Here is a 20,957-nt window from a genome sequence, read left to right on the forward strand (position 1 = left end):
GAGCCGGGTCGTCTGTCGAAGGCGGCCCGGCTCCCGCGTGCCCGAGGCTGTTGTCCCCGCCGTAAGTCCACCCCCTGGGGATGGAGTGGCCGTTCGGCGGCCTGCCCGAGCCGGACGACCGCTGTTTGCGTCCGTTTGAGGTCGGTGAGGTCCTGCTCCTGCAGGGCGATCACGAGTGCGGTGTCGGGCAGAGTCTCGGGCAGTGCGGCCAGGAGCGCCTCGGCGGTGGGGTGGTCCAGACCGGCCACCGGCTCGTCGAGCAGCAGGCAGCGGTGGACGCCTCAGTACCGTACGTGCCGTGGCGAGGCGTCCTCGCTGCACTGGGACAGTAGGCGTCCGCCGGGGCCCACCGGTATGTCGAGCGGCAAGGCCGCCAAGCCGACGATCTCCAGTGCGCCCCCTAGCGCGGTGGTGTCGGCCGACGGCTTCGCCGGGCGGGGCTCGCACGTGTTCGCGGCCCAGCAGGCCACGGGGAGCGGGGACATGAACGCCGCTCCGTGGCCCTGCCACTGGGCAGCGGACCGGGGACGACGCTTGCCCCCCGAGCGCCTCTGCGCTTGACCGAGGCTGCACCGTTGCGGTTGCACAGGCAGCGGCCCATAACGCGGGCCCGGACAGGGCACTGACGGGCAAGCTCCCCTGCACGCACAGGCATGACGGCCGTCCGACCGCTGCCTACATTTCCGGCACCCACACAGTGCCGGAAAGAAGAGGGCCCCTATGCAGTTCGGAATTTTCTCGGTGGGGGACGTGACCCCCGACCCGACCAATGGCCGTACCCCCTCGGAGCGTGAGCGCATCAAGGCGATGGTCGCCATCGCGCTGAAGACGGAAGAGGTCGGACTGGACGTCTTCGCGACCGGGGAGCACCACAACCCGCCGTTCGTGCCGTCGTCCCCGACCACGATGCTGGGCTACATCGCCGCCCGTACCGAGAAGCTGATCCTCTCCACCGCCACGACGCTGATCACCACCAACGACCCGGTGAAGATCGCCGAGGACTACGCGATGCTCCAGCACCTGGCCGACGGCCGCGTCGACCTGATGATGGGCCGCGGCAACACCGGCCCGGTGTATCCGTGGTTCGGCCAGGACATCCGGCAGGGCATCAACCTGGCCAAGGAGAACTACGCCCTGTTGCGCCGGCTGTGGCGCGAGGACGTCGTGAACTGGGAGGGGAAGTTCCGTACGCCGTTGCAAGGGTTCACCTCCACTCCGCGCCCGCTGGACGGCGTACCGCCGTTCGTCTGGCACGGTTCGATCCGCTCGCCGGAGATCGCCGAGCAGGCGGCCTACTACGGCGACGGCTTCTTCCACAACAACATCTTCTGGCCCGCGCACCACACGAGGCAGATGGTCCGGCTGTACCGGCGGCGGTACGCCTTCCACGGCCACGGCCGGCCCGAGGAGGCGATCGTCGGCCTCGGCGGGCAGGTCTTCATGCGGAAGAACTCCCAGGACGCCGTACGGGAGTTCCGCCCCTACTTCGACAACGCGCCCGTCTACGGGCACGGGCCCTCGCTGGAGGAGTTCACCGAGCAGACTCCACTGACGGTGGGCTCTCCCCAGCAGGTCATCGAGCGGACACTGTCCTTCCGCGAGACCGTCGGTGACTACCAGCGGCAGCTGTTCCTGATGGACCACGCGGGTCTGCCCCTGAAGACCGTCCTGGAACAGCTCGACATCCTCGGCGAAGAAGTGGTTCCCGTGCTGCGGAAGGAGTTCGCGATCGGCCGCCCGGCCGATGTGCCGGACGCTCCCACGCACGAGTCGCTGCGAGCCGTTCGCGAGGTGTCCGCCGCATGAAGCTCGTCGCCGTGTCCGCGGGGCTGAGCAGCCCGTCCTCCACCCGCCTGCTGGCCGACCGCCTCGCCGAGTCGGCCCGCGGCGAACTCGCCGCCCATGGCCAGGAGGTGGAGACCGAGGTCGTCGAGCTGCGGGAGCTGGCCGTCGCCGTCGCCAACAACCTCGTGACCGGATTCCCGCCGCCGCCACTGGCCGCCGCCATCGACGCGGTGACGGGCGCCCACGGCCTGATCGCCGTGACCCCCGTGTTCACCGCCTCCTACAGCGGGCTGTTCAAGTCCTTCTTCGACCTGATCGACCCGGACGCCCTCACCGGCAAGCCGGTCCTCGTCGCGGCCACCGGAGGCACGGCCCGTCACTCGCTGGTCCTGGAACACGCCCTGCGCCCGCTCTTCGCCTACCTGCGTGCCGCCGTCATTCCCACCGCGGTGTACGCGGCGTCCGAGGACTGGGGATCCAGCGGCGACGAGTACACCGAGGGGCTGCCCGCGCGCATACGGCGGGCGGGCGGGGAGCTGGCCGCCGTGATGGCCGCCCGACCGGCCGGGGAGACGCCCGAGGACGACATCACCGTGCTCGAGAGACAGCTCTCCGACCTGCGGTTCGACTGAAGCCGATCCGGCGGTCCGGACCACTCGGAGGTCCTCGCCTCCGGCTCTGCGGAGGCGAGGACCTCCATGTGGGAGAACACCGCCCCCTCATTCCGACTCGCCTGTGGCATGCTTCGTGCAGATTGACCGAGTCGCACGCCTGCCGTAGCCGCATTCCGTGCGGCGATGGCTTGTGAGGATGGTGCGTGGACCGGTTCACCAAGCGGCCCCTTGTCGGTGGAACAGGTGCCGCGCAGGCACCGGTGCGTGGCCGGGACGAGGAACTGGCATTCCTCGACGCCCGGCTCGGCGCCCTCGCCCGTGGCCACGGCGGGGTCGTGTGCGTAGAGGGTGCTCCGGGCAGTGGCAAGAGCCGGCTTCTGGCGGAGGGGCACGCGGCCGCGGTGCGGCAGGGCTTCCGCACGTTCCTGGGTGGCGCGGATCCCGACGAACAGTTCGTGCCGCTCGGTCCGCTGCTGGACGGTCTGCAGTCCGGTGCCGACCCCCTGCTCGACGCCGAGAAGCTGCGGGAGCTCTCCGCGGCCCCTGACCAGCGGTTCTGGCTGCTCCAGGAACTTCAGGACCGGCTGGAGCAAGTGGCCCTCGACAGGCCGCTGCTCATCGTCCTCGACGACCTTCAGTGGTGCGACGACCTGACACTTCTCGCGGTGCGCACCCTCACGGCCAGGCTGTCGTCGCACGCGATCCTCTGGCTGGTGGCCGTGCGCAGCGGGACCGCGAGCCCGTTGGTGCGGGGAGTTCTGGACCGACTGCGCCAGGCCGGCGGGTATGAGGTGGGCCTCCGGCCGCTCACGGACGACGCGGTGGCACAGATCACCGAGGACGTGCTGGGGGCGGTGCCCGAACCAGAGGTCCTCGAAGTCGCCCGCCGCGCCGAGGGTCTGCCACTGCTGCTGGTGGAGATGCTCGGCGGTCTGCGGGACGAGGACCTCGTCAGGGTCGCGGACGATGTGGCCCGGCTGTCGGGCCAGGCCGTTCCAGGCCGTCTGCTGTCCACCGTCGGGCGCCGCGTCGATCTGCTGTCCGAGCCGGCCCGCGACGTCGTGCGGACCGCGTCCGCCGTGGGCCGCTCGGTCACCGTGGAACTGCTCGCCGAGCTGCTCGGGAGACCGGCCGCCGCACTGCTCACCGCGATGCGGGAGGCCCTCGACTCCGATCTGCTGGTCGAGCGGGACGGTCGTCTGTACTTCCGCCACGACCTGATCCGCGAGGCGGTCGAAGCCGGCCTGCCGGTCTCCGTACGTCGGGCCCTGCGCCGTCATGCCGCCGACGTGCTGCTGGCACATGGCGCGCCTGCGGTCGAGACCGCCACTTTGCTGGCCGACAGCGCGGAGGCGGGTGACCGTCTGGCAGTCGAGCGGCTGCGTGCCGCTGCGGCGGAACTCGCGGCCACCGCGTCCACGCCGGCGGCCGAACTCAGCTGCCGGGCCCTGGAGCTCGCCGCCGAGGACGCGCCGGAGCGGCCCGCGATCGTGGCGGAAACGATCCTTCTGCTCTGGCAGAGCGGACAGGCCGCGCGTGCCAAGGCGCTCGGTGCCTCGACCCTGCCCGGCACCCTCCGCCCCGAGGACGAGGCACAGGTGCGCATGGGGCTGGCGCGCCTGTCCAGCCAGTTCGACTTCATGGAAGCGGTCCGGCAGGCCCGTGCCGCGGCTGCGCTGCCCGGTCTGCCGGCACCGCTACGGGCCCAGCTGCTGGCGCTGCTGTGCCTCAACCTGGCGAACATCGGGGACATGACGGCATGCGCCCATGCCGTGACCGAGGCGCTGGACGCCGCCGCGCAGGCGGGGGAGCGGGGTGCCGAGGCCACGGCTATCGCCGTCGACTCGGTCGTGCTCTTCTACCGGATGGACTGGGGAGCGGCGTTCCGGCGGGCGGACCGGGCCGCCGCGCTGGCGACCGACCTGGGCATCGCCCACTCCCTGTGGGTGCCGGAAGCACTGTGGAAGGCGTTCCTGCTGAACGCGGCAGGGCGGGTCGGCGAGGCGCTCGCGGAGTCCGAGGCCGGCGTCCGGGACACCCGGCGCCAAGGCCAGGCCGCCGCCATGCTCCTGTGGCTCATGAACCGCTCGCGCGCGCTCCTGGACGCCGGGCGGCTGGCGGACGCCCGTGCCGAGGCGGAAGCCGCGTCGGCGATGGTCGACGAGCTGGGCATGGGCAACTTCGCCGACGCCACGCTCCTGTACACGCTGGTGCGCGTCGCCGTCCACACCAACGACCAGGAGGCCGCACGCGTGTACGCGGCCCAGGCCGAGCGGATGCTCACGGACGAGGCGCCGCTGGTCCGCAATGTCGGCTCCTGGATGACGGCGCTGGTGGCGGACTTCGAGGGCCGGCCCGACCTGGCCATGCGGGTACTCGACGAAGCGGCCGTCGCCATTCCCGAGGAGCGGCCCTCCCTCGCCAGCCCCGACGATCCCGCCGACGCCCCTGTCTTCGTCCGCATGGCTCTGCGGGCCGGCGCCCACGAAAAGGCCGAAGCGGCCGTCCGCGTGGCGGAGCGACGCGCGAAGCTGAACCCCGACTTCACGATCCTGGCGGCATCGGCCGCTCACGCGCGCGGCCTGCTCGACAACGACCTCGCCCACCTCCTGCGTGCCGTCCGCCTGTACGACGGCTGTCCCCGGCTTCTGCCCCGCGCGTCGGCGCTGGAGGACGCCGGGCGCAAGCTGGCCGCCACCCGTGCGTCCGAAGCCGTGCCCTACCTCGACACCGCCCTCGCCCTCTACGGGGAGGCGGGCGCCGAGCGCGACGCCGCGCGCGTCCGCAGCCGCCTGCGGGCCGCCGGCGTCCGGCGGCGAACCACGTCCACGGGAACCGTGAAGGGGTGGCCGGAGCTGACCGTCTCGGAAGTCGGGGTGGTGCGGCTCGTCGCCCAGGGACTGACCAACCGGCAGGTCGCCGAGCGTCTCTCCCTCTCGCCGCACACGGTGAGCTCGCACCTGCGACGCGCCTTCACCAAGCTCGACATCACCTCGCGGGTGGAGCTGGCCCGGCTGGTCGGCGCGCGCGACAGCGGAGAGTAACCGCTTCGTATCACACGAGGCCCGCCCCGCATCGCACGATCCGTGTGATGTCCGGACACAGGCTCGTTGTGATGATGGAGCGGTGGCTCAGAAAAATGAGGGACGGGGGGAGACGTCGGCCGTGCCGGCACCCGACGATGAAAGCTTCGCGGGCGCCGTACTCACCACGGCCGCGGTGCCCGCCCCCCAACGACGCACCTACTGGCGCGAGGCCCTGTCCCGGACCTTCGGCGCCGTGGACATGTCCGTGCCCCGAGAGGTGAACTCGGGAACGATCCGCACGGCGCCGCTCGGCCGGCTCCAGGTCACCACGGTGGACGGTGATCCGCTGGAGGCCCGGCGCACGCCGCGGCTCATCGCCCAGGGCACCGAGGAGCACTACGTCGTGGTGAAGCTGCTGAGCAAGGGCGACGCCCGGGTCGAGCAGGACACCCGCGACGTCGCCGTGCGGCAAGGGGAGGTCTTCATCTACGACCTGGCGCGCCCGGTCCGGCTGATCCTCGGTGATTGCTTCCAGACCAAGTCCCTCGTGGTACCCCGGCAGGTCCTCGGCCTGAGCGATTCGGACCTGCGGCACATCACGGCGTCTCCTCTGCGCTCCGAAACGGCGCTCGGCGGGCTGCTGTCCACCTGCCTGGCACGGCTCGCGGACGAGGCCGGAACGTACCGTGCGCACACCGGCGAGTCGATCGCCCGCAATGTCGTGGACATCGTGACCGCGCTGGCCGACGAGCGGCTCGGCAGGATCTCCACCGGGGCCCCGAGCGGGGACGCGGCGCTGCTGCTGCGGATCCGGGCGTTCATCGGGCGGCATCTGGAAGATCCGGATCTGTCCCCGAAAGGCATCGCCCACGCCCACCACGTTTCCGTGCGTTATCTGCACAAACTGTTCGAGCGCGAGGGCACCACGGTCAGCCGGTGGATCCAGAGCCGCCGACTGGAATCGTGCCTGAGGGACCTGGGTCGCCGGGAGAACACGGGTCTCACCGTGGCCGCGGTGGCGCGCCGACGGGGCTTTGCCAGCGCCGCCCATTTCAGTCGCGTATTCCGGGCCGCCTACGGGATGTCCCCCAGTGAATGGCGGGACGTACACCGTCCGGAATCTGCTCTTCCTTCTCAGGCAACAGTCGGTACGTTCCGGGAGAAGGTGGTCGTATGAGCCGATTTAGGTTCTCCACAGAGGAATCACCTCTGAAGAAGCCCATGATCGGGGTACGAGATGAGCAAGCCGTTTTCCGATGCCGCCGACGAGATACCAGTCACCCACGAAGTCGTGATGCGTGTCGTCCTCGCGGACCAGCCGCCTGTGCCACTGCCGGCGGAGCTGCGCTACGACAGGACCGATCCCTACGCCGTGTGCCTCTCCCTCGGAGCGACGTCGACCGGCACGGTCGACTGGGTGTTCGCCCGCAGCCTGCTGTCGGAGGGCCTGCGCAGACCGGTGGGCGTCGGAGACGTTCTGGTGGTACCCCACCGCTGCTGCCACCGGCAGTCGGTACGGGTGGTCGTCAGGTCCCCCGCGGGAGCCGCCCTGCTGGACATCGCGGCCTCCGCGGTCACCGCGTTCCTGCGGCAGACCGATCTGCTCGTACCACCGGGCACGGAGGGGCTTCATGTGGACGTGGACCGTGTCATCGCCGAGCTCATGGCGGGAAGCGATTGATTGCCCTCCGGGCGGGTCCGGACGAAACGAAGAAGGAGACGGCGTGGCCGAACTGACCGAGGTCGAGCCGGGAGCCAGGCGTGGCAGCACGCACTCCCCGGTATCCGGCATACAGCTGGTGGGCCGGCAGGCCGAGGTCGCTCAGGTCCTGGACATCGTCGAGGAGGGGCGGACCGCGCCACGGACGCTGCTCCTGCTCGGCGACGCCGGCACGGGCAAGTCGAGGCTGCTGGCGGCCGCAGTGGACCACGCCCGGGCCAGGGGAACGCTCGTCCTGGCGTCCCAGGGCATCGAGGCCGAGTCGCCTCAATCCTTCGAGTCCCTGCACCAGTTGCTCCTCCCCGTTCTGCCCGATGCCGCCGCGCTGCCCGACCATCTGCGCAAGGCACTCGACACGGCGTTCGGCATCGCTGTCGAGGGACCGCCCGACTCCATGCTGCTGCGCACGGCCGTCCTGGGGCTGTTGAGCGAGGTCTCGAACCGGCAGCGCGTCCTGCTGGCCCTCGACGACGTCCAGCACTTCGACCGGGACTCCCTCGACGTGTGCGGTTTCGTGATGCGCCGAATCTCGGCACAGGACGTGTCAGTGCTGTTGACCGCACGTGGCCACACGGCCCCCACCGAGGTCCCGGCGGACCTGCCCACCGTGCTGTTGGGGCCGCTGACCGAACAGGCAGCGGCCGAACTCCTGGACGCCCAGCCGCAGGCACCCACAGGCCGGACACGGATCGAGCTGCTGCGGCAGGCCGGTGGAAACCCGCTGGCCATCATCGAGCTGTGTCGCGCGGCCGGAACGGGCGGCCAGGGCGTGCTGCCCGGCAGCGGACTGCCGAGGACGGAGCGCATCCAGGAGCTGTACGCCGCCCGGCTTCGCGAACTGCCGCAGATGACTCAGCGGTTGATCCTGTACGCCGCGGCGTCGCAGGGTGAAGACCTCGCCACCGTGATGGCCGCCGCCGGCGCAGGGTCCGATCTGTCGGCATGGGCCCCGGCCGAGGAGGTCGGCCTCGTCTCCGTCATGGACGGGCAGGTGCTCTTCCGGCATCCGTTGGTCCGCACGGGCGCCTATCACGCGGCCCCGGCACACCTGCGGCAACAGGTTCACCGGGACCTGGCGGCCGCCCTCACGACGGACCCGGCCCGCCGCGCCTGGCACCTGGCCGCGGCATGCGTCGGCCACGACGAGTCCGTGGCGGCGGCTCTGGAGGACACCGCCGAACTCGCCGAGAAGCGCGGCGGCTTCTACGCGGCGGGCCTGGCACTGCAACGTTCCGCCGAGTGCAGCCCCGCGGTCACCGACCGGGCCCGCCGGTACGCGAAGGCGCTGAGAGCCGCACAGAACGTCGGCGACTCCTTGTGGGTGTGCGAGCTGTTCGACAAGGTCACCGCGCTGACCGAGGACCGGGATCTGCTGGGCATGGCGGCCTGTGCCGCCGGCATGGGCATGTCCCTGCTCGGTCATCAGCGGCAGGCGTTCCGGATACTGATGAGTGCGCTGGAGCCGAACCCCCCCGAGAACGCCATGACGGTGGTCGCTCTGACCAGCGTCCTCGCGGCAGTCGGCTACCAGTCGGGTCTGCCCGAAGTCAGGCGCCCGGTCATGGCTTTGCGGGAGGGGTCGCGGACCGGGAAATCCGCGACCCCCTACGCCGAGCTGGCGACGGGGCACAGCTCCGACGCGGTGCAGGCCTCCTCCCTGGCCGGAGCCGACCCCGCCCGGGCCCCCGAGCTGCTCCGGCGGATCCTGGCCCCGGGGATGCCCGGGGAGCCGGTCGGCGTGGCGGCGATGACCCGCCTCCTCGGGCTGGGCGCGCTGGCCTGGTACGCCGACGAGTCCGACCTGTGCGTCGACGCCCACCGACAGGGGTACGCCATGCTCAGCGCGTACGGCGCCCTGGGCTCGGCCGCACCCTCGCTCACGGCGGTGACGACGGCGCTGATCGACACCGGCCGATGGGCGGAGGCCGACGAGCACATGGACAGGTCCGCGGCGTTGGCGGCCGTCCACAAGTGGCGGCATGTGCAGATCGACGTCGAGGCCCTGCGCGCCACCCTGCGGGCCCTGCGGGGCGAGGCCGGCGACCTGCCGGCGGACCCGGCCTGGACGGCGGTCGGCCTGGAGGAGAACCGCGCCACCCACGCCCGCCTCCTGCGGGCCGCTGGTACCGCTGCCGTGCTGGCCGGCGACTTCGACGGCGCGTTCCGGCAATTCCGGCTGCTGTTCGGCGAGGACGGTACGCCACTGCACTACTTCCTCTCACCCCGGTCGATCGCAGATCTCGCCGCGGCCGCCCAGCGTACGGGCCGGGAGAAGGAGGCAGCGCGCATCGTCAAGGCGGTGCGCGCCGCGATGGGGCCGCAGCCGACGACCCGGATGACGCTGCTGCTGCACCACGCCGACGCGCTGACCGGCGATCCCAAGGGCGCCGAGCACCACTTCCGGCTCGCCACGGTGAACCCGGCGGGCGATCAGTGGCCGCTGGCCCGGGCGCAGGCCAGGCTCCACTACGCTCAGTGGCTGCGCCGACGACGGCGCCCCCTGAATGCCCGCCCGCTCCTTGCCACGGCGCTGGAGTCGTTCACTCGGCTCGGCGCGGCGGCCCTGGCGGAGGAGACACGGGTGGAGCTGCGGGCCAGCGGCGTGGCCACCGAGCCCGCCAAGGCCGACCCCCTGGCCGAGCTGACCGCCCAGCAGCGGGAGATCGTCCGGCTGGCCGCGCGGGGGCTGCGCAATCGGGAGATCGCCGAGCAGCTGATGCTGTCCCCTCGCACGGTCAGCTCCCACCTCTACAACGTGTATCCGAAGCTGGGGGTCAGCAGCCGCAACCAGCTCCGCGGTCTTTTCGAGGACCTATGAGGCGGCAGCGGTGAGCCGTACAGTAGAGGCGCTCCTGCGGTTCGGCCTCACATGCCATGGCCTTCGGCATGACGCCCAACAGCGACGTTGCAGGGAGATGTGTGAACTTCGATCCCCCCACGGACGCCGACGGACGCGACCGTCCTGCCGTCGTCCTCGATCCCCTCGTTCAGCGGCTCGTCGACGCCTCGGCCGCCCCGCCGTACTTGCACAAGCTCGGTCCCGTCGACGGGCGGCAGGCGCTGCTGGAGATGCAGGGCCACAGGCTCGACGACTTCGACGTGGACGCCGAGTTCAGCGTGGCACCGGTGGGTCCCTCCGGGCTTGTCGGCTTCTGGGTGTTCCGGCCGAAGCGGCAGCCCCGTCCCCTTCCCGTGGTCGTGTACCTGCACGGCGGCCGGTGGATGCTCGGCGACGCCCGGACGCACGCCCGTATGGTCAGCGAGCTCGCGGCCACCAGCGGTGCGGCCTTCGTCGTGCCCGAGTACACCCGTACTCCGGAGGCCCACTACCCGGTCGCGCTGGAGGAGTCGTACGCGCTCCTGAACTGGGTGGTCGAGCAGGCGGCCGAACTGTCCCTGGACGACCGGAGGCTGGCGGTGGCCGGCGACTGCGTCGGCGCGACCATGGCCACGGCCCTCACGATGGTGGCCAAGCAGCGCGGTGGGCCCCGCATCCGTGCGCAGTTGCTCTACTATCCGATGACCGACCCGGACAGCGACACTGAGTCGGGAGAACAGTTCGAGCACGGCTACCTCCTGACGCGTGAGGCCGTCGAGTGGTACTGGCGCCAGTACGTCGACGACGAGCGCGACCTCGCGGAGCCCACGGCCGCGCCGCTGCGGGCCACCCCCGCGGATCTCGCAGGACTGCCCCCTGCCCTGCTCGTGTCGGCGGAGGCGGATGTCGTACGGGACGAGGGCGAACAGTACGCCCGCTCGCTGCGGCTGGCGGGGGTGCCTGTGACCGCCGTTCGCTATCTGGGGACGGTGCACGACTTCGTCTCCTTGAACCCTTTGCAGAACAGCCCTCCCACGCGGGCCGCGATCAGCCAGGGCGGCCGCTTCCTCGGGGACGCCCTGGCCGAGCGGAGCTGACGGCCGGCTCCTGAGGAATCGACCGTCAACTTACTGATGCCTGCGGAACTGGCTCTTGCCAGGCTGAAGGGACATGAGGCCGCCTGAGTCGGCACGTCCTTCACCCGGGAAGAACTGCATGCCCACCGCCATACCCGAAATGACCACGGCATCCGGATGCGTCCAGATCGTTTCCGGCGTGCCCGACGAGCAAAACCAGGAAGTCCTCTACCTGGGAATGCTCGACCGCTGCTCGGTCGCGATCACCCGGGAAGGGGACGAGGTTTACCTGGAGCCGGGTGACCTTGTTTTCTGCGATCCAGGTCGGCTTCACTCCCTGCGGTTCGGCAACGATTGCCAGATGACGGTCTTCCGCATACCCCGCTGCTATCTGGCAGTTTCGGAATCGGACCTGGACCGCGTCGCGGGGGCGACCGTGCGAGGCTGCCGGGGCGTGGGTGCGCTGGTGTCGGACCTTCTCTCCGCGCTCGCCGCGGAGGCGGAGTTCCGGAGGTCGGTGATCGGTGACCGGGTCGCCCGCAGTGCCATGGATCTCGTCGCCGTCCTTGTCATGGAACTCCTCGAGGCGGAGACCGCAGCCGAGGCGTCGAGTGTGCCGAAGGCCGGCAACGAGATGCTGCTCCGGATCCGGGCCCATATCGAAGAGCATCTGATGGAGCCGGACCTGTCACCGGAGGCGATCGCACGCGCGCACCACATCTCGGTCCGCTACCTGCACAAGCTCTTCCAGAACGACGGCACCACGGTGAGCCGGTGGGTGCGGCAGCGGAGACTCGACGCCTGCAGGCGCGAGCTGGGCCGGACGCCGAACCGAAGGATCACTGTGGCCGCTGTGGCGCATCGCTGGGGTTTCAGCAGCCCGGCGCATTTCAGCCGCACCTTCCGTGATGCGTACGGGATGTCCCCCAGCGAATGGCAGGCGCTGGCAGCGTCGGGCGTAGGCTCTCCGGCCACCGGCGCTCGGGTTGTCAGCTGATCGTGCTGCAACGACGAAGGGCCCGGCAGCCGACGCTGCCGGGCCCTTTCACGCCGGGCTCGGGAGACCCTCGGCTGTGTGAGTGGACCGACTCGGCCGTCAGCCCAGCTCCCTGTTCAGCCACCGCAGGACCTCCGAGGTCACCGGATCGGTGATGTCGTCGAACTCCTCATGCCGGGTCAGGTACTTGGCGACATAGGGGCAGACCGGCACGATGCGCTTGTCCGACCTGCGGACGTCGGTGAGTGCCTGATGCACCAACTGCGCTGCGAGTCCCTGGCCGGTGAAGGCGTTGTCGACTTCGGTGTGGTGAAAGACCCGCTGCTCACCGCGGTCGCGGTACGCGGTCAGGCCGACGCGCTTGCCGTCGACCAGGATCTCGTAACGGTGCCGGGTGTCCACCCGCTCGACGGTCGGGGCGGCGGAAGGCTTCATGGGTATCAGGATCCTTTCGGTTGGCGCGGGTCAGCGGCGCGAGGGGTTTCCGCGCGGTGCGATGACGGCGTTCGGCAGGGCCGGCGCGGGAAGGCGGTCTCCGTCGTATCCCTCGACCACGCCGAAGCGGTCGGAGGCGTTCTGCCAGTCCTCGCGAGCCCGGACGATCTCTTCATGGCTGCGGCCGATGAAGTTCCACCACATGACGATCTGTTCGTCGAAGGGTGTTCCCCCGAGCAGGATGGTTCGTGCCGTGTCGTCCGACTCGTTCGCCAGCGTCAATGTGTGGCTTCCGGTGTCGGTGCATCCCAACTCCCCAGGCTGCAGAAGGATGTCGGCAATGCGGACGAGGCCGTGGTCTACGAGAAGGCCGTGCTCGAAGGCGGGATCGACGGCGAGCGTGACGGTCGCACGGGGAGCCAGAAGAACTTCGGCGCCGAGCAGAGGCGTGAAGGTCGGTACGGGGGAGACGGCCCCGGCGAGGGCGCCCATGAACACTCTGATGTCGGCTCCCGTGATCCGTACGGGGGCGGGCACGTAGTGGTGGAAGTCGCGTGCGGCGTGCCTGTGGCGGCCGGGCAGTGCCACCCACAACTGGACGCCGTGCAGGATCGTGGTCCGCGCCGTCGAGACCTCCGAGTGGCTGATACCGTGCCCGCCCGTCATGAGGTTCAACTCGCCCGGTCGTACCAGCGCGTGACTGCCGAGGCTGTCGCGGTGCTCGATCTCCCCGCTGAAAAGCCAGCTCACCGTCTGCAGCCCGGTGTGCGGGTGCGGGGCGACGTCCATGCCGCCCGTGTCGGCGACGTCGTCGGGGCCGTAGTGATCGACGAAGCACCAGGCTCCGATCAGCGTCCGGGCGCGCTGCGGCAGCGTGCGCCGTACTTTCATCGCCCGTGGGCCGCCGAGAAGGACGTCCCTCGGGGCGAGTACGTCGACGCGTGGAGCTCTCGCGTCACGGTCGCTGTCGGCCGATGTCGTGCCGTGCGACTCGGTCGGCTCTGTCTCGACGTTGCTCACGGTGCACCGTCTCCCTTCCACGATGGATGTGTTGTCGCCGGCACGACGGGTCCCGAGGACGCGTCGAAGGCATGGGTCACCTCCGGCCGGGTGCCGGGGACGAGGAGACGGCGTGCCCGCTCCTCGTAGCGGCGGTCGGTGCCGGTGAGCCGGTCGCTGTGCTGGGCGAGATGCTCGGACCAGGAGGCGACGAGGTAGTTCTCGATGAAGTGCCCAGGATCCTGTCCGTCCTGGTACAGACCCCAGGTGAGGGCTCCGGTGCGCCGCCGGGAACGGGCGACGTGGTCCATGCAGTCGCTGAAGGCTGTTTCGTTTCCCGGGGCGACGCGGTAGGAGACGGTGATCAGCACGGGGCCGGCGGTCGGGCCCGGCTCGAACACCAGGGGCGGCACCGGCCAGTGCTCGGAGGGGGAGGGGTCGTCGACGCCCTTCGCCCCAAGCAGCGGCCAGCGACGCACGCTGATGGCGCTCAGCAGCAGCAACGTGCTGCCGGCCAGGAGAGGGACGGCGAGCCCCAGCCGGTCGGCGAGGGCGCCCCACAGCGGTGCCACCAGCGCCTGCCCGCCCTGGAAGACAAGAAGATAGACGGCGAGGCCGCGGGCCCTGACCCAGCCGGGAAGTCGCGTCTGCATGGCCGCGTTGAGGGTGGACAGGACGCCGATCCACGCCAGCCCGGCGAACAGCAGCGCCACGGCGCCCAACCACGGGACACGTACGGTGGCCAGGACGACGAGGACACTCGCGAGGATCAGGGCGCCGCCGCACAGAGTGCCGTTGGCGCCGAGCACTCTGTTGCTGCGAGGCAGCACGAAGGCGCCCGCCACCGCTCCGGCCCCGACCGCGCCCAGCAGCACTCCGTATCCGCCCGAGCCGAGGTGCAGGGAGCGACTCGCTACCAGCGGAAGCAGCGCCCACAGAGCGCCGCCGCCTGGGATGAACAGGGCCATCCGCAGCAGGACCCGCCGGACGTCCGGCGCGTGCCGGACATAGCGGCGGCCTGCGTCGATAGAGCTCAGAAGCTTCTCGTGTCCGGCGCCAGGGGCGACGGTACGAGGGCGCCGCCAAAGCATCAGCACGACGGCGATGCCGAGGTAGGAAGCAGCGTTGAAGGCGAACACCCACCCCGCGCCCGCCGCCGCCACGACCACTCCGCCGACGGCCGGTCCGACGGCACGAGCCAGGTTCATGTTCAAGCCGCCGAGCGCGGCGGCCTGTCCCAGTTGGCGGCGTTCCACCAGCTCCGGCTGGATCGCCTGCCAGGCCGGGCCCATCAACGCGCTGCCGCATCCCAGCAGGAAGGTGAGGACCAGCAACAGCATGGGAGTGAGCGCGTCCGCGAACGCCAGCGCGGTCAGCACGCCGGAGACCGCCAGCATGGCCAGTTGCGCGGTCAGGAGCACTCCGCGACGGTCGTAGCGGTCGGCGACCACGCCCGAGGGCAGGGCCAGGAGCACCACGGGCAGGCTGGAGGCCGTCTGGACCAGCGTCACCAGTGCCGCGTCATGTCCGATCAGCAGCCACTGGGCGCCCACCATCTGCATCCAGCTGCCGATGTTGGAGACCAACTGGGTGATCCACAGGGCCCGGAAGAGGCGTGCCGCGAGCGGTGCCCATGCCGAATCCGGCTTTGGGGGCTGGGACGACGGGGAGGGCGGTGCGGTGCTCATGCATGGTCCATGTGAGGGTGCGGGCGGGGTGAGGTCCGGCGGACCGATGGAGACGAGGACCGGCCCACCGGTCGTGGTTGACCGTCAGCACACGGGGTGCGTCTCCGCGGCGTAGTGCCACCGGTGGGCCGGTGTGTCGTTCAGGGCCGCGGCCGGATCCAAGCGGCATCGGCGGTCGAGAGTCGATGGGTGGTCACGGTGGTGACCGCGAGCAGTACCAGCGTCATGACCAGAACGAGGACGAGATGGCCGTGCAGCAGGAGGAGGGCTCCGGCGATGGCGCCGAAGAACATGGCGAGCACGGAGAGGATCCGGCGGCCGGGGCGCGGCGCCTGGCCGCCGGCCGGGATGGAGTCCGCCGCCAGGCCCGTCAGGGTCAGGGTCAGGACGGTCGTGGTGAGGTCCGGGACGCCCAGGCGCCGGGCGACCGCGTTCTGCAGACCCATGGCGAGCCCCAGCGACCCGATCAGCGTGTACCGGACGCCGGTGGTGACCCGGCCGTCCGACACGGCGGCAGTCACCACCGCGACCGAGACCAGGACGGTCTGCGCAGCCGTGGCCAAGCTGAGCAGGTGGCCTCGGTGCGTGGCGAACCGTGTGCCGAGCCTGCCCCCCGCCAGCGCGCCGACGAGGAAGGAGCCCATCGCGACGACGGACGCGAGCGCGGACAGGCCCTCGTCGCCTGCCAGGGCGAACCCCAGGAAGACCACGTTCCCGGTCATGTTGGCGACGAAGACGTGCCCGAGCGCCAGGTAGCTCACGGCGTCGACCAGACCGGTGACCACCGTCAGGACCAGCATCAGGGGAGGCAGCGGGCCGTGCCGTTGCTCGCCGCGCGGTGCCAGGGTGCGTAGCGCGTCACTCAGCAGCCTGCGCATACCGCGCCCTCTCCGGTGCGGCGGTGGCCGGCCGGTGCAGCACCGCGCGCGTGAGCAAGCCGCTCGCCGGACCCGTCACGATCGCGGCGACGGAGACCCACACCGGCCAGGGGGTGACGGCCAGCGCGTGATCCACGGACCACCGTCCGGGCCCGGTCAGGGCCAGGACGGCGGAGACGACGACCAGGACGAGGGGGTATTCATAGCCGTCGTCCTGGACCCACAGCCCCTTGGGCCATTTCACGGTGCCCGCAACGGTCATCACACCCATCGCGGCCATCGCGGCCAAGGGCGTGAGCAGCCCCGCCGCCAGGAACAGGCCGGAACCGATCTGACTGGCTCCCGCGACGAGCGCGGTCAGCCGACCGCCGCGGAATCCGTCCCGGCGGAACTCCTCGGTCCCGCCCGCGAGTCCGTTGCCCCCGAGCCGGAAGCTCACCTTCTGCACACCGTGCGCGGCGATGAGCAGCCCCACCACCAGCCGGAGGACCAACAGTCCAGCGTCCATCGCGTACCTGCCTGTTCCTGACGTGTCCGTGCCGTGGATCAGCCGGCGGCGTGGGCGCCGAGAACGGCCTGTGCGTAGACCATCCCGAGGCCGTAGGTACCGCCGTGTTCCTTGACCACGTCCCCCACCGCGGCGTACGTCTCGGTGCGGGCCCAGTCGCGCTGGAGCTCCAGGAGCACCTGCACCCAGGTCACCGGAACCGCGCCGGCCTGGATCATGCGCTGGACGGCGTGCTCGTGGGCCTGCGGGCTGACACCGCCGGACGCGTCCGTGACGACGTAGACCTCGTAGCCCTGGGCGATGGCGGACAGCACCGGCAGGACGACGCAGACCTCGGTCCACAGGCCGGCGAGGACGAGCTTCTTGCGACCGGTGGCCTTGACGGCCTCGACGAAGTTCACGTCCTCCCAGGCGTTCATCGTGCTGCGGTCGATGATCTTCTGGTCGGGGAAGACGTCCGCGAGCTGCGGCATGAGCGGGCCGGAGAAGGACTCGGCGGCCACCGTGCTCAGCACGACCGGCACGTCGAACGCCTTCGCGGACTTCGCCAGGCCCACGGTGGAGTTGATGATCGCGGTGCGGTCGCCGCTGCCGGTGCCGAAGAACATCTGCGGCTGGTGGTCGATGAACAGCACCGCGCAGTTGTCCGGCGTGAGCAGGTCGGGGCTGGGGGCAGCGGTGATCTCGGCGATGTTGACCATGAGTGTGCGCCTTTCTCGGCAAGTGGTGGCGCGGACTGCTGTCCGTGCCGTGGGAACACCGTCCTGTTGGACGGAGCTTCTGGGTGTCCCGGAAGGGGCGGCTCAGGGCCTGGCCCCTTCCGGGAGTTCAGAGGTCGAAGCAGGGATCGAAGGGGGTGCTCGCGGATTCCGCGGCGAGGCCGCGCGCGAGGCGCCACTGGCGGTGCTGCTCCGACTCGGCGACGGCCTGGCCGAGCAACTCCGCCTGGCGGGCGCCGGCGAGAGCCGACCGGGGGGACGACGCCTGGTAGCCGCCGAAGTGCGCCACCGGGCTCCAGGCCGGGCTGACGGGGGGAAGTTCCTCGTCGAGCCCTTCGTACTCGGCGGCGCCATAGACGATCCGGCCGCCGGTCAACGTCAGCAGTGACTCGATGTGGGCGATGTCCGGCTCGGGCACGGTGAAGTAGTCGTCGGAGAGCACCGCCAGGTCCGCGTAACAACCCGGCTGGAGCACGCCCTTGACCATTTCCTCGCCGGTCAGTGCGGCGCCGGCGCGCGTGAACATCGCAAGTGCCGTCTGCCGGTCGACGCGGTTCGCCGGCGGGCGCAGCGCCAGATCGCCGACGGTACGGCCGCTGACGAGCCAGTGCAGGGCGACCCAGGGGTTGTAGGTGGACACCCGGGTGGCGTCGGTGCCCGCGCCCACGGTCAGGCCGCGGTCCAGCATGGCCCGGACCGGCGGGGCGTCCGCGGCCGCCCCAGGGCCGTAACGCCGTACGAACGCCTCGCCCTGGAAGGACAGACGGTTCTGCACGGACATCGCGCCGCCGAGGGCGGCGATGCGGTCGAGGCTTTCGGTGGACACGGTCTCCGCGTGGTCGAACAGCCACCGGTTCCCGGCGGGGAAGAGCCCTTCCGCGGCGAGCTTCTCGAACACCGCGAGGTCACGGCGGATGGTTTCGTCGTAGGTGGCGTGCAGCCGGAACCCCCACCCGTTCTCCATGAGGAGGCGTACGGCCTTCTCGAATTCCGTCTCGTAATCGGGGGTGAGTTCCGGACCTGGCTGGATGAAGTTCTCGAAGTCGGCGGCCGACCAGGTGAGGTTCTCACCCGCGCCGTTCAGGCGCAGCCATGCGTCCCCGTCCTCGGGGCGGACCATATCGATCCAGCGGGCCAGGTCGTCGATCTCCTGGCCGGGCGTCTGGGGGAAAAGATGGTAGGCGATGCGCAGCGAGAGCTGGCCTGCCTTCGCCAGTTCGATGACGGTGGCGTAGTTGTCGGGGAAATTCTGGAATCCGCCTGCGGCGTCTATCGCCGACGTCAGTCCGAATCTGTTCAACTCGCGCAGGAAATGTCGGGTGGAGGTCTTCTTGTCCTCCTCGCTCTGCAGCACCGGCGCCTTGGCCAGGGTCGAGTAGAGAATGAGGGCGCTGGGAGCGGCCAGCAGCATGCCGGTCGGCTCCCCGTCCCGGCTGCGCACGATCTGGCCGCCCTTGGGGTCGGGCGTGTCCCGGGTGAAGCCGGCGGCCTTGAGCGCCGCACGGTTGAGTACGGCCGACTGGTACAGGTGCAGGACGAACACCGGGGTGTCCGGCGCGGCGGCGTTCAGTTCGGCGACGGTCGGCAGCCGGCGTTCGGCGAACTGCTCGGCCGACCAGCCCCCCACCACCCGGACCCACTGGCCCTTCGGGGTGCGGGCGGCCTGCTCACGCAGCATCGCCAGCCCCTGACGCAGGCTGCGCACACCGTCCCAGCGCAGCTCCAGTACGTAGTTCAGGCCCCCGCGGATCACGTGCAGGTGTGAGTCGTTGAGGCCGGGTATCACCCGTCGTCCCAGCGCGTCGACGACCTTCGTGTCGGTGCCGACGTGGGGAGCCACGTCCTTGTCGTCACCGACGACCGTGATGACGCCGTCGCAGACGGCGAGTGCCTGTGCCTGCGGGTGGGCCGGGTCCCCGGTGTGGATTCTCGCGTTGCGGACGACGAGGTCTGCGGCTTTGTCCATGGCGCGCGGAACCAGCCCGCCGACGGGCATTGTCGACATCTCTTGAACCCCTCTGGGAAAACGACTTCAATCCAAGTCATGGCCGGCAACGGCGGACTTCGGTGACGCAGTCCCACTCGAATACCCGTCTGCTCGCATCGAACCGAGCCTTGTGTGGAAGGGCGGGGGACCGCTGTTGCTTCGCCACCACGATAGGCACGACGGATGCATCGCCATGTCCTGCCAGTGCACAGCGGTTTGCCTCACCGCGCACTCGTCGAGCGCTTCCTCGAATGTCCTTCCGAGGCGTGAGAACAGTCCTGCGCTACGAGGACAGAAGCAGTGCGCTCAAGGGCAAGTCCCATGTGTCCGAAGGGCTTAACGTGCCTTCGCCGGAAGAGCCGGCGCGCCCGAAAGCACCCAGGAGATTCCCATGTCCGATGCCATCGGGCCGGTTCAGCCGGTCCTGGAACCCGCGGCCGCCGCCTTCGCGGAGGCCACCGCCCATCCTCCCTACCTGTTCGAACTGCTCCCCGCGGAAGGGCGCAAGGCCGTCGACGAGGTGCAGGCCGGTGAGACCGACAAACCCGCGGTCGACGAGGAGTGGATCACTGTCTCGGGCGGGCCGACGGGAAGCGTCCGTGCGCGGATCGTCAAGCCCGCCGGTGCCGAGGGCACCCTGCCGGTGATCATCTACATCCACGGGGCGGGCTGGGTCTTCGGCAACGCCCACACCCATGACCGTCTGGTGCGGGAACTCGCCGTCGGCGCGGGCGCCGCCGTGGTCTTCCCCGAGTACCACCTCTCACCCGAGGCCCGCTACCCGGTCGCCATCGAGCAGAACTTCACGATCGCGCAGTGGGTTGTCCAGCAGGGCGCGACCAAGGGCCTGGACCCCGCTCGCATCGCCGTCGCGGGTGACTCGGTCGGCGGCAACATGACCGCCGCGCTGACGCTGATGGCCAAGGAACGCGGCGGTATCCCGCTGGTGCAGCAGGTGCTGTTCTACCCGGTCACCAATGCGAGCTTCGACACCGGCTCCTACCACCAGTTCGCCACCGGCTACTTCCTGCGCCGCGACGGCATGCAGTGGTTCTGGAACCAGTACACGACCGACGAGGCCGAGCGCGCCCAGATCACCGCCTCCCCGCTGCGCGCCACCACCGAGCAGCTCACCGGCCTGCCCCCGGCCCTGGTCATCACCGCCGAGGCCGACGTCCTGCGCGACGAGGGCGAGGCGTACGCCGGCAAGCTCCGCGCGGCCGGGGTCCCGGTCACCGCGATCCGTTTCCAGGGCATCATCCACGACTTCGTGACGCTCAACGCGCTGCGCGAGACCCACGCCGCCGAGGCCGCCATCACGCTGGCCGCCGACACCCTGCGCTCCGCCCTGCACACGGCCTGACCGCCACGGATGCCGAGCTGACCAAGGGGCGTACACAGCTGCGCGGACGAACTCGTTTCGTGCGCGCAGTTGCTCTTCGCCTCAGTGTCTCTCCCGCCCGGTCCGGTCGGCCACCGTGACAACGACGACCAGGGCCGCAGCCAGCAGACCGGTGACCAGTGCCGGTGCCGGGAACCGGACGGCCGCCAGGACAGCGATCGCGGCACCGGGATACGCGAGCTGCTCGACCGTGCTCTGCTGGTGGGGATGTGTACGGCCCACGTGGTGAGCAGGAAGACCGCCACCGGCAGGGTGACCGCGGCACCCGCTGCCGCCGAGGGCACATCGGTGCCGCGCGTGACGAG

General features: G+C 70.5%; 18 protein-coding genes. 11 read left to right on the top strand and 7 right to left on the bottom strand.

What is annotated here, in order from left to right; translation table 11 throughout:
• Positions 1 to 80 precede the first annotated feature (80 nt).
• The 9 genes from ICC28_RS07430 to ICC28_RS07470 all read left to right on the top strand — a co-directional run bounded on the left by ICC28_RS07430 (position 81) and on the right by ICC28_RS07470 (position 12,036).
• On the top strand, positions 81 to 332 hold the full coding sequence (locus ICC28_RS07430) for a hypothetical protein (RefSeq protein WP_188287612.1): 252 nt from the start codon (positions 81 to 83) through the stop codon (positions 330 to 332).
• A gap of 388 nt (positions 333 to 720) precedes the next feature.
• The gene (locus ICC28_RS07435; protein WP_188287613.1) at positions 721 to 1,806 is read left to right on the top strand and encodes an LLM class flavin-dependent oxidoreductase; all 1,086 of its coding nucleotides are present in this window, start codon (positions 721 to 723) and stop codon (positions 1,804 to 1,806) included.
• Positions 1,803 to 2,417 (top strand): FMN reductase, encoded by a 615-nt coding sequence (locus tag ICC28_RS07440; RefSeq protein WP_188287614.1) that lies wholly within the window; start codon positions 1,803 to 1,805, stop codon positions 2,415 to 2,417. The genes ICC28_RS07435 and ICC28_RS07440 overlap by 4 nt, the downstream gene beginning before the upstream one ends.
• 185 nt (positions 2,418 to 2,602) lie before the next feature.
• Positions 2,603 to 5,443 (top strand): ATP-binding protein, encoded by a 2,841-nt coding sequence (locus ICC28_RS07445; protein WP_188287615.1) that lies wholly within the window; start codon positions 2,603 to 2,605, stop codon positions 5,441 to 5,443.
• A gap of 121 nt (positions 5,444 to 5,564) precedes the next feature.
• Positions 5,565 to 6,602, top strand: coding sequence for a helix-turn-helix domain-containing protein (locus ICC28_RS07450; RefSeq protein ID WP_317453969.1), 1,038 nt, complete (start codon positions 5,565 to 5,567; stop codon positions 6,600 to 6,602).
• Positions 6,603 to 6,662: 60 nt separating this feature from the next.
• A complete protein-coding gene (locus tag ICC28_RS07455; protein ID WP_188287616.1) occupies positions 6,663 to 7,106 on the top strand; it encodes an SsgA family sporulation/cell division regulator in 444 nt (147 codons plus the stop codon).
• Positions 7,107 to 7,149: 43 nt separating this feature from the next.
• Positions 7,150 to 9,963, top strand: a complete 2,814-nt coding sequence (locus ICC28_RS07460) for a helix-turn-helix transcriptional regulator (protein ID WP_317453970.1) — start codon at positions 7,150 to 7,152, stop codon at positions 9,961 to 9,963.
• 101 nt (positions 9,964 to 10,064) lie between these two features.
• A complete protein-coding gene (locus tag ICC28_RS07465) occupies positions 10,065 to 11,060 on the top strand; it encodes an alpha/beta hydrolase (RefSeq protein ID WP_317453971.1) in 996 nt (331 codons plus the stop codon).
• A 118-nt stretch (positions 11,061 to 11,178) separates the two neighbouring features.
• Positions 11,179 to 12,036 (top strand): helix-turn-helix domain-containing protein, encoded by an 858-nt coding sequence (locus tag ICC28_RS07470; protein WP_223188457.1) that lies wholly within the window; start codon positions 11,179 to 11,181, stop codon positions 12,034 to 12,036.
• A gap of 99 nt (positions 12,037 to 12,135) precedes the next feature.
• Here ICC28_RS07470 and ICC28_RS40340 read toward each other — a convergent pair whose 3' ends face one another.
• The 7 genes from ICC28_RS40340 to ICC28_RS07500 all read right to left on the bottom strand — a co-directional run bounded on the left by ICC28_RS40340 (position 12,136) and on the right by ICC28_RS07500 (position 19,268).
• Positions 12,136 to 12,471, bottom strand: a complete 336-nt coding sequence (locus ICC28_RS40340) for a GNAT family N-acetyltransferase (protein WP_223188458.1) — start codon at positions 12,469 to 12,471, stop codon at positions 12,136 to 12,138.
• Positions 12,472 to 12,501: 30 nt separating this feature from the next.
• Entirely contained in the window at positions 12,502 to 13,491 is a 990-nt protein-coding gene (locus ICC28_RS07475) for a pirin family protein (protein ID WP_317453972.1), read from the bottom strand.
• Positions 13,488 to 15,158, bottom strand: coding sequence for an MFS transporter (locus ICC28_RS07480; RefSeq protein WP_188287619.1), 1,671 nt, complete (start codon positions 15,156 to 15,158; stop codon positions 13,488 to 13,490). The genes ICC28_RS07475 and ICC28_RS07480 overlap by 4 nt, the downstream gene beginning before the upstream one ends.
• Before the next feature lie 140 nt (positions 15,159 to 15,298).
• Positions 15,299 to 16,036, bottom strand: a complete 738-nt coding sequence (locus tag ICC28_RS07485; RefSeq protein WP_188287620.1) for a YoaK family protein — start codon at positions 16,034 to 16,036, stop codon at positions 15,299 to 15,301.
• Positions 16,017 to 16,544: a DoxX family protein gene (locus ICC28_RS07490; RefSeq protein WP_188287621.1), complete on the bottom strand. Its 528-nt coding sequence runs from the start codon at positions 16,542 to 16,544 to the stop codon at positions 16,017 to 16,019. Before ICC28_RS07490 ends, ICC28_RS07485 begins: the two co-directional genes overlap by 20 nt.
• A gap of 38 nt (positions 16,545 to 16,582) precedes the next feature.
• On the bottom strand, positions 16,583 to 17,245 hold the full coding sequence (locus ICC28_RS07495; RefSeq protein ID WP_188287622.1) for a hydrolase: 663 nt from the start codon (positions 17,243 to 17,245) through the stop codon (positions 16,583 to 16,585).
• 127 nt (positions 17,246 to 17,372) lie between these two features.
• On the bottom strand, positions 17,373 to 19,268 hold the full coding sequence (locus ICC28_RS07500; protein ID WP_188287623.1) for an amidohydrolase: 1,896 nt from the start codon (positions 19,266 to 19,268) through the stop codon (positions 17,373 to 17,375).
• A gap of 373 nt (positions 19,269 to 19,641) precedes the next feature.
• Between ICC28_RS07500 and ICC28_RS07505 the strand changes: the two genes are divergently transcribed.
• Together ICC28_RS07505 and ICC28_RS40345 are read left to right on the top strand one after the other, a co-directional pair.
• Positions 19,642 to 20,613 carry an alpha/beta hydrolase gene (locus ICC28_RS07505; RefSeq protein ID WP_188287624.1) on the top strand — a complete coding sequence of 324 codons (972 nt, stop codon included), beginning with the start codon at positions 19,642 to 19,644 and terminating at the stop codon, positions 20,611 to 20,613.
• 84 nt (positions 20,614 to 20,697) lie between these two features.
• Positions 20,698 to 20,957: hypothetical protein (locus ICC28_RS40345; RefSeq protein WP_223188459.1), on the top strand; the 260-nt coding region annotated here is incomplete at its 3' end.

This window comes from Streptomyces sp. TRM68416, assembly GCF_014596915.1.
Classification (GTDB): domain Bacteria; phylum Actinomycetota; class Actinomycetes; order Streptomycetales; family Streptomycetaceae; genus Streptomyces.

Bases quoted from the DNA above. Each gene is read 5' to 3' on its own strand.
- ICC28_RS07505 (WP_188287624.1), top strand. From the start codon at position 19,642: ATGTCCGATGCCATCGGGCCGGTTCAGCCGGTCCTGGAACCCGCGGCC.
- ICC28_RS07485 (WP_188287620.1), bottom strand. From the start codon at position 16,036: ATGCGCAGGCTGCTGAGTGACGCGCTACGCACCCTGGCACCGCGCGGC.
- ICC28_RS40340 (WP_223188458.1), bottom strand. From the start codon at position 12,471: ATGAAGCCTTCCGCCGCCCCGACCGTCGAGCGGGTGGACACCCGGCAC.
- ICC28_RS07430 (WP_188287612.1), top strand. From the start codon at position 81: ATGGAGTGGCCGTTCGGCGGCCTGCCCGAGCCGGACGACCGCTGTTTG.
- ICC28_RS07470 (WP_223188457.1), top strand. From the start codon at position 11,179: ATGCCCACCGCCATACCCGAAATGACCACGGCATCCGGATGCGTCCAG.
- ICC28_RS07480 (WP_188287619.1), bottom strand. From the start codon at position 15,158: ATGAGCACCGCACCGCCCTCCCCGTCGTCCCAGCCCCCAAAGCCGGAT.
- ICC28_RS07455 (WP_188287616.1), top strand. From the start codon at position 6,663: ATGAGCAAGCCGTTTTCCGATGCCGCCGACGAGATACCAGTCACCCAC.
- ICC28_RS07495 (WP_188287622.1), bottom strand. From the start codon at position 17,245: ATGGTCAACATCGCCGAGATCACCGCTGCCCCCAGCCCCGACCTGCTC.
- ICC28_RS07440 (WP_188287614.1), top strand. From the start codon at position 1,803: ATGAAGCTCGTCGCCGTGTCCGCGGGGCTGAGCAGCCCGTCCTCCACC.
- ICC28_RS07500 (WP_188287623.1), bottom strand. From the start codon at position 19,268: ATGTCGACAATGCCCGTCGGCGGGCTGGTTCCGCGCGCCATGGACAAA.
- ICC28_RS07490 (WP_188287621.1), bottom strand. From the start codon at position 16,544: ATGGACGCTGGACTGTTGGTCCTCCGGCTGGTGGTGGGGCTGCTCATC.
- ICC28_RS07435 (WP_188287613.1), top strand. From the start codon at position 721: ATGCAGTTCGGAATTTTCTCGGTGGGGGACGTGACCCCCGACCCGACC.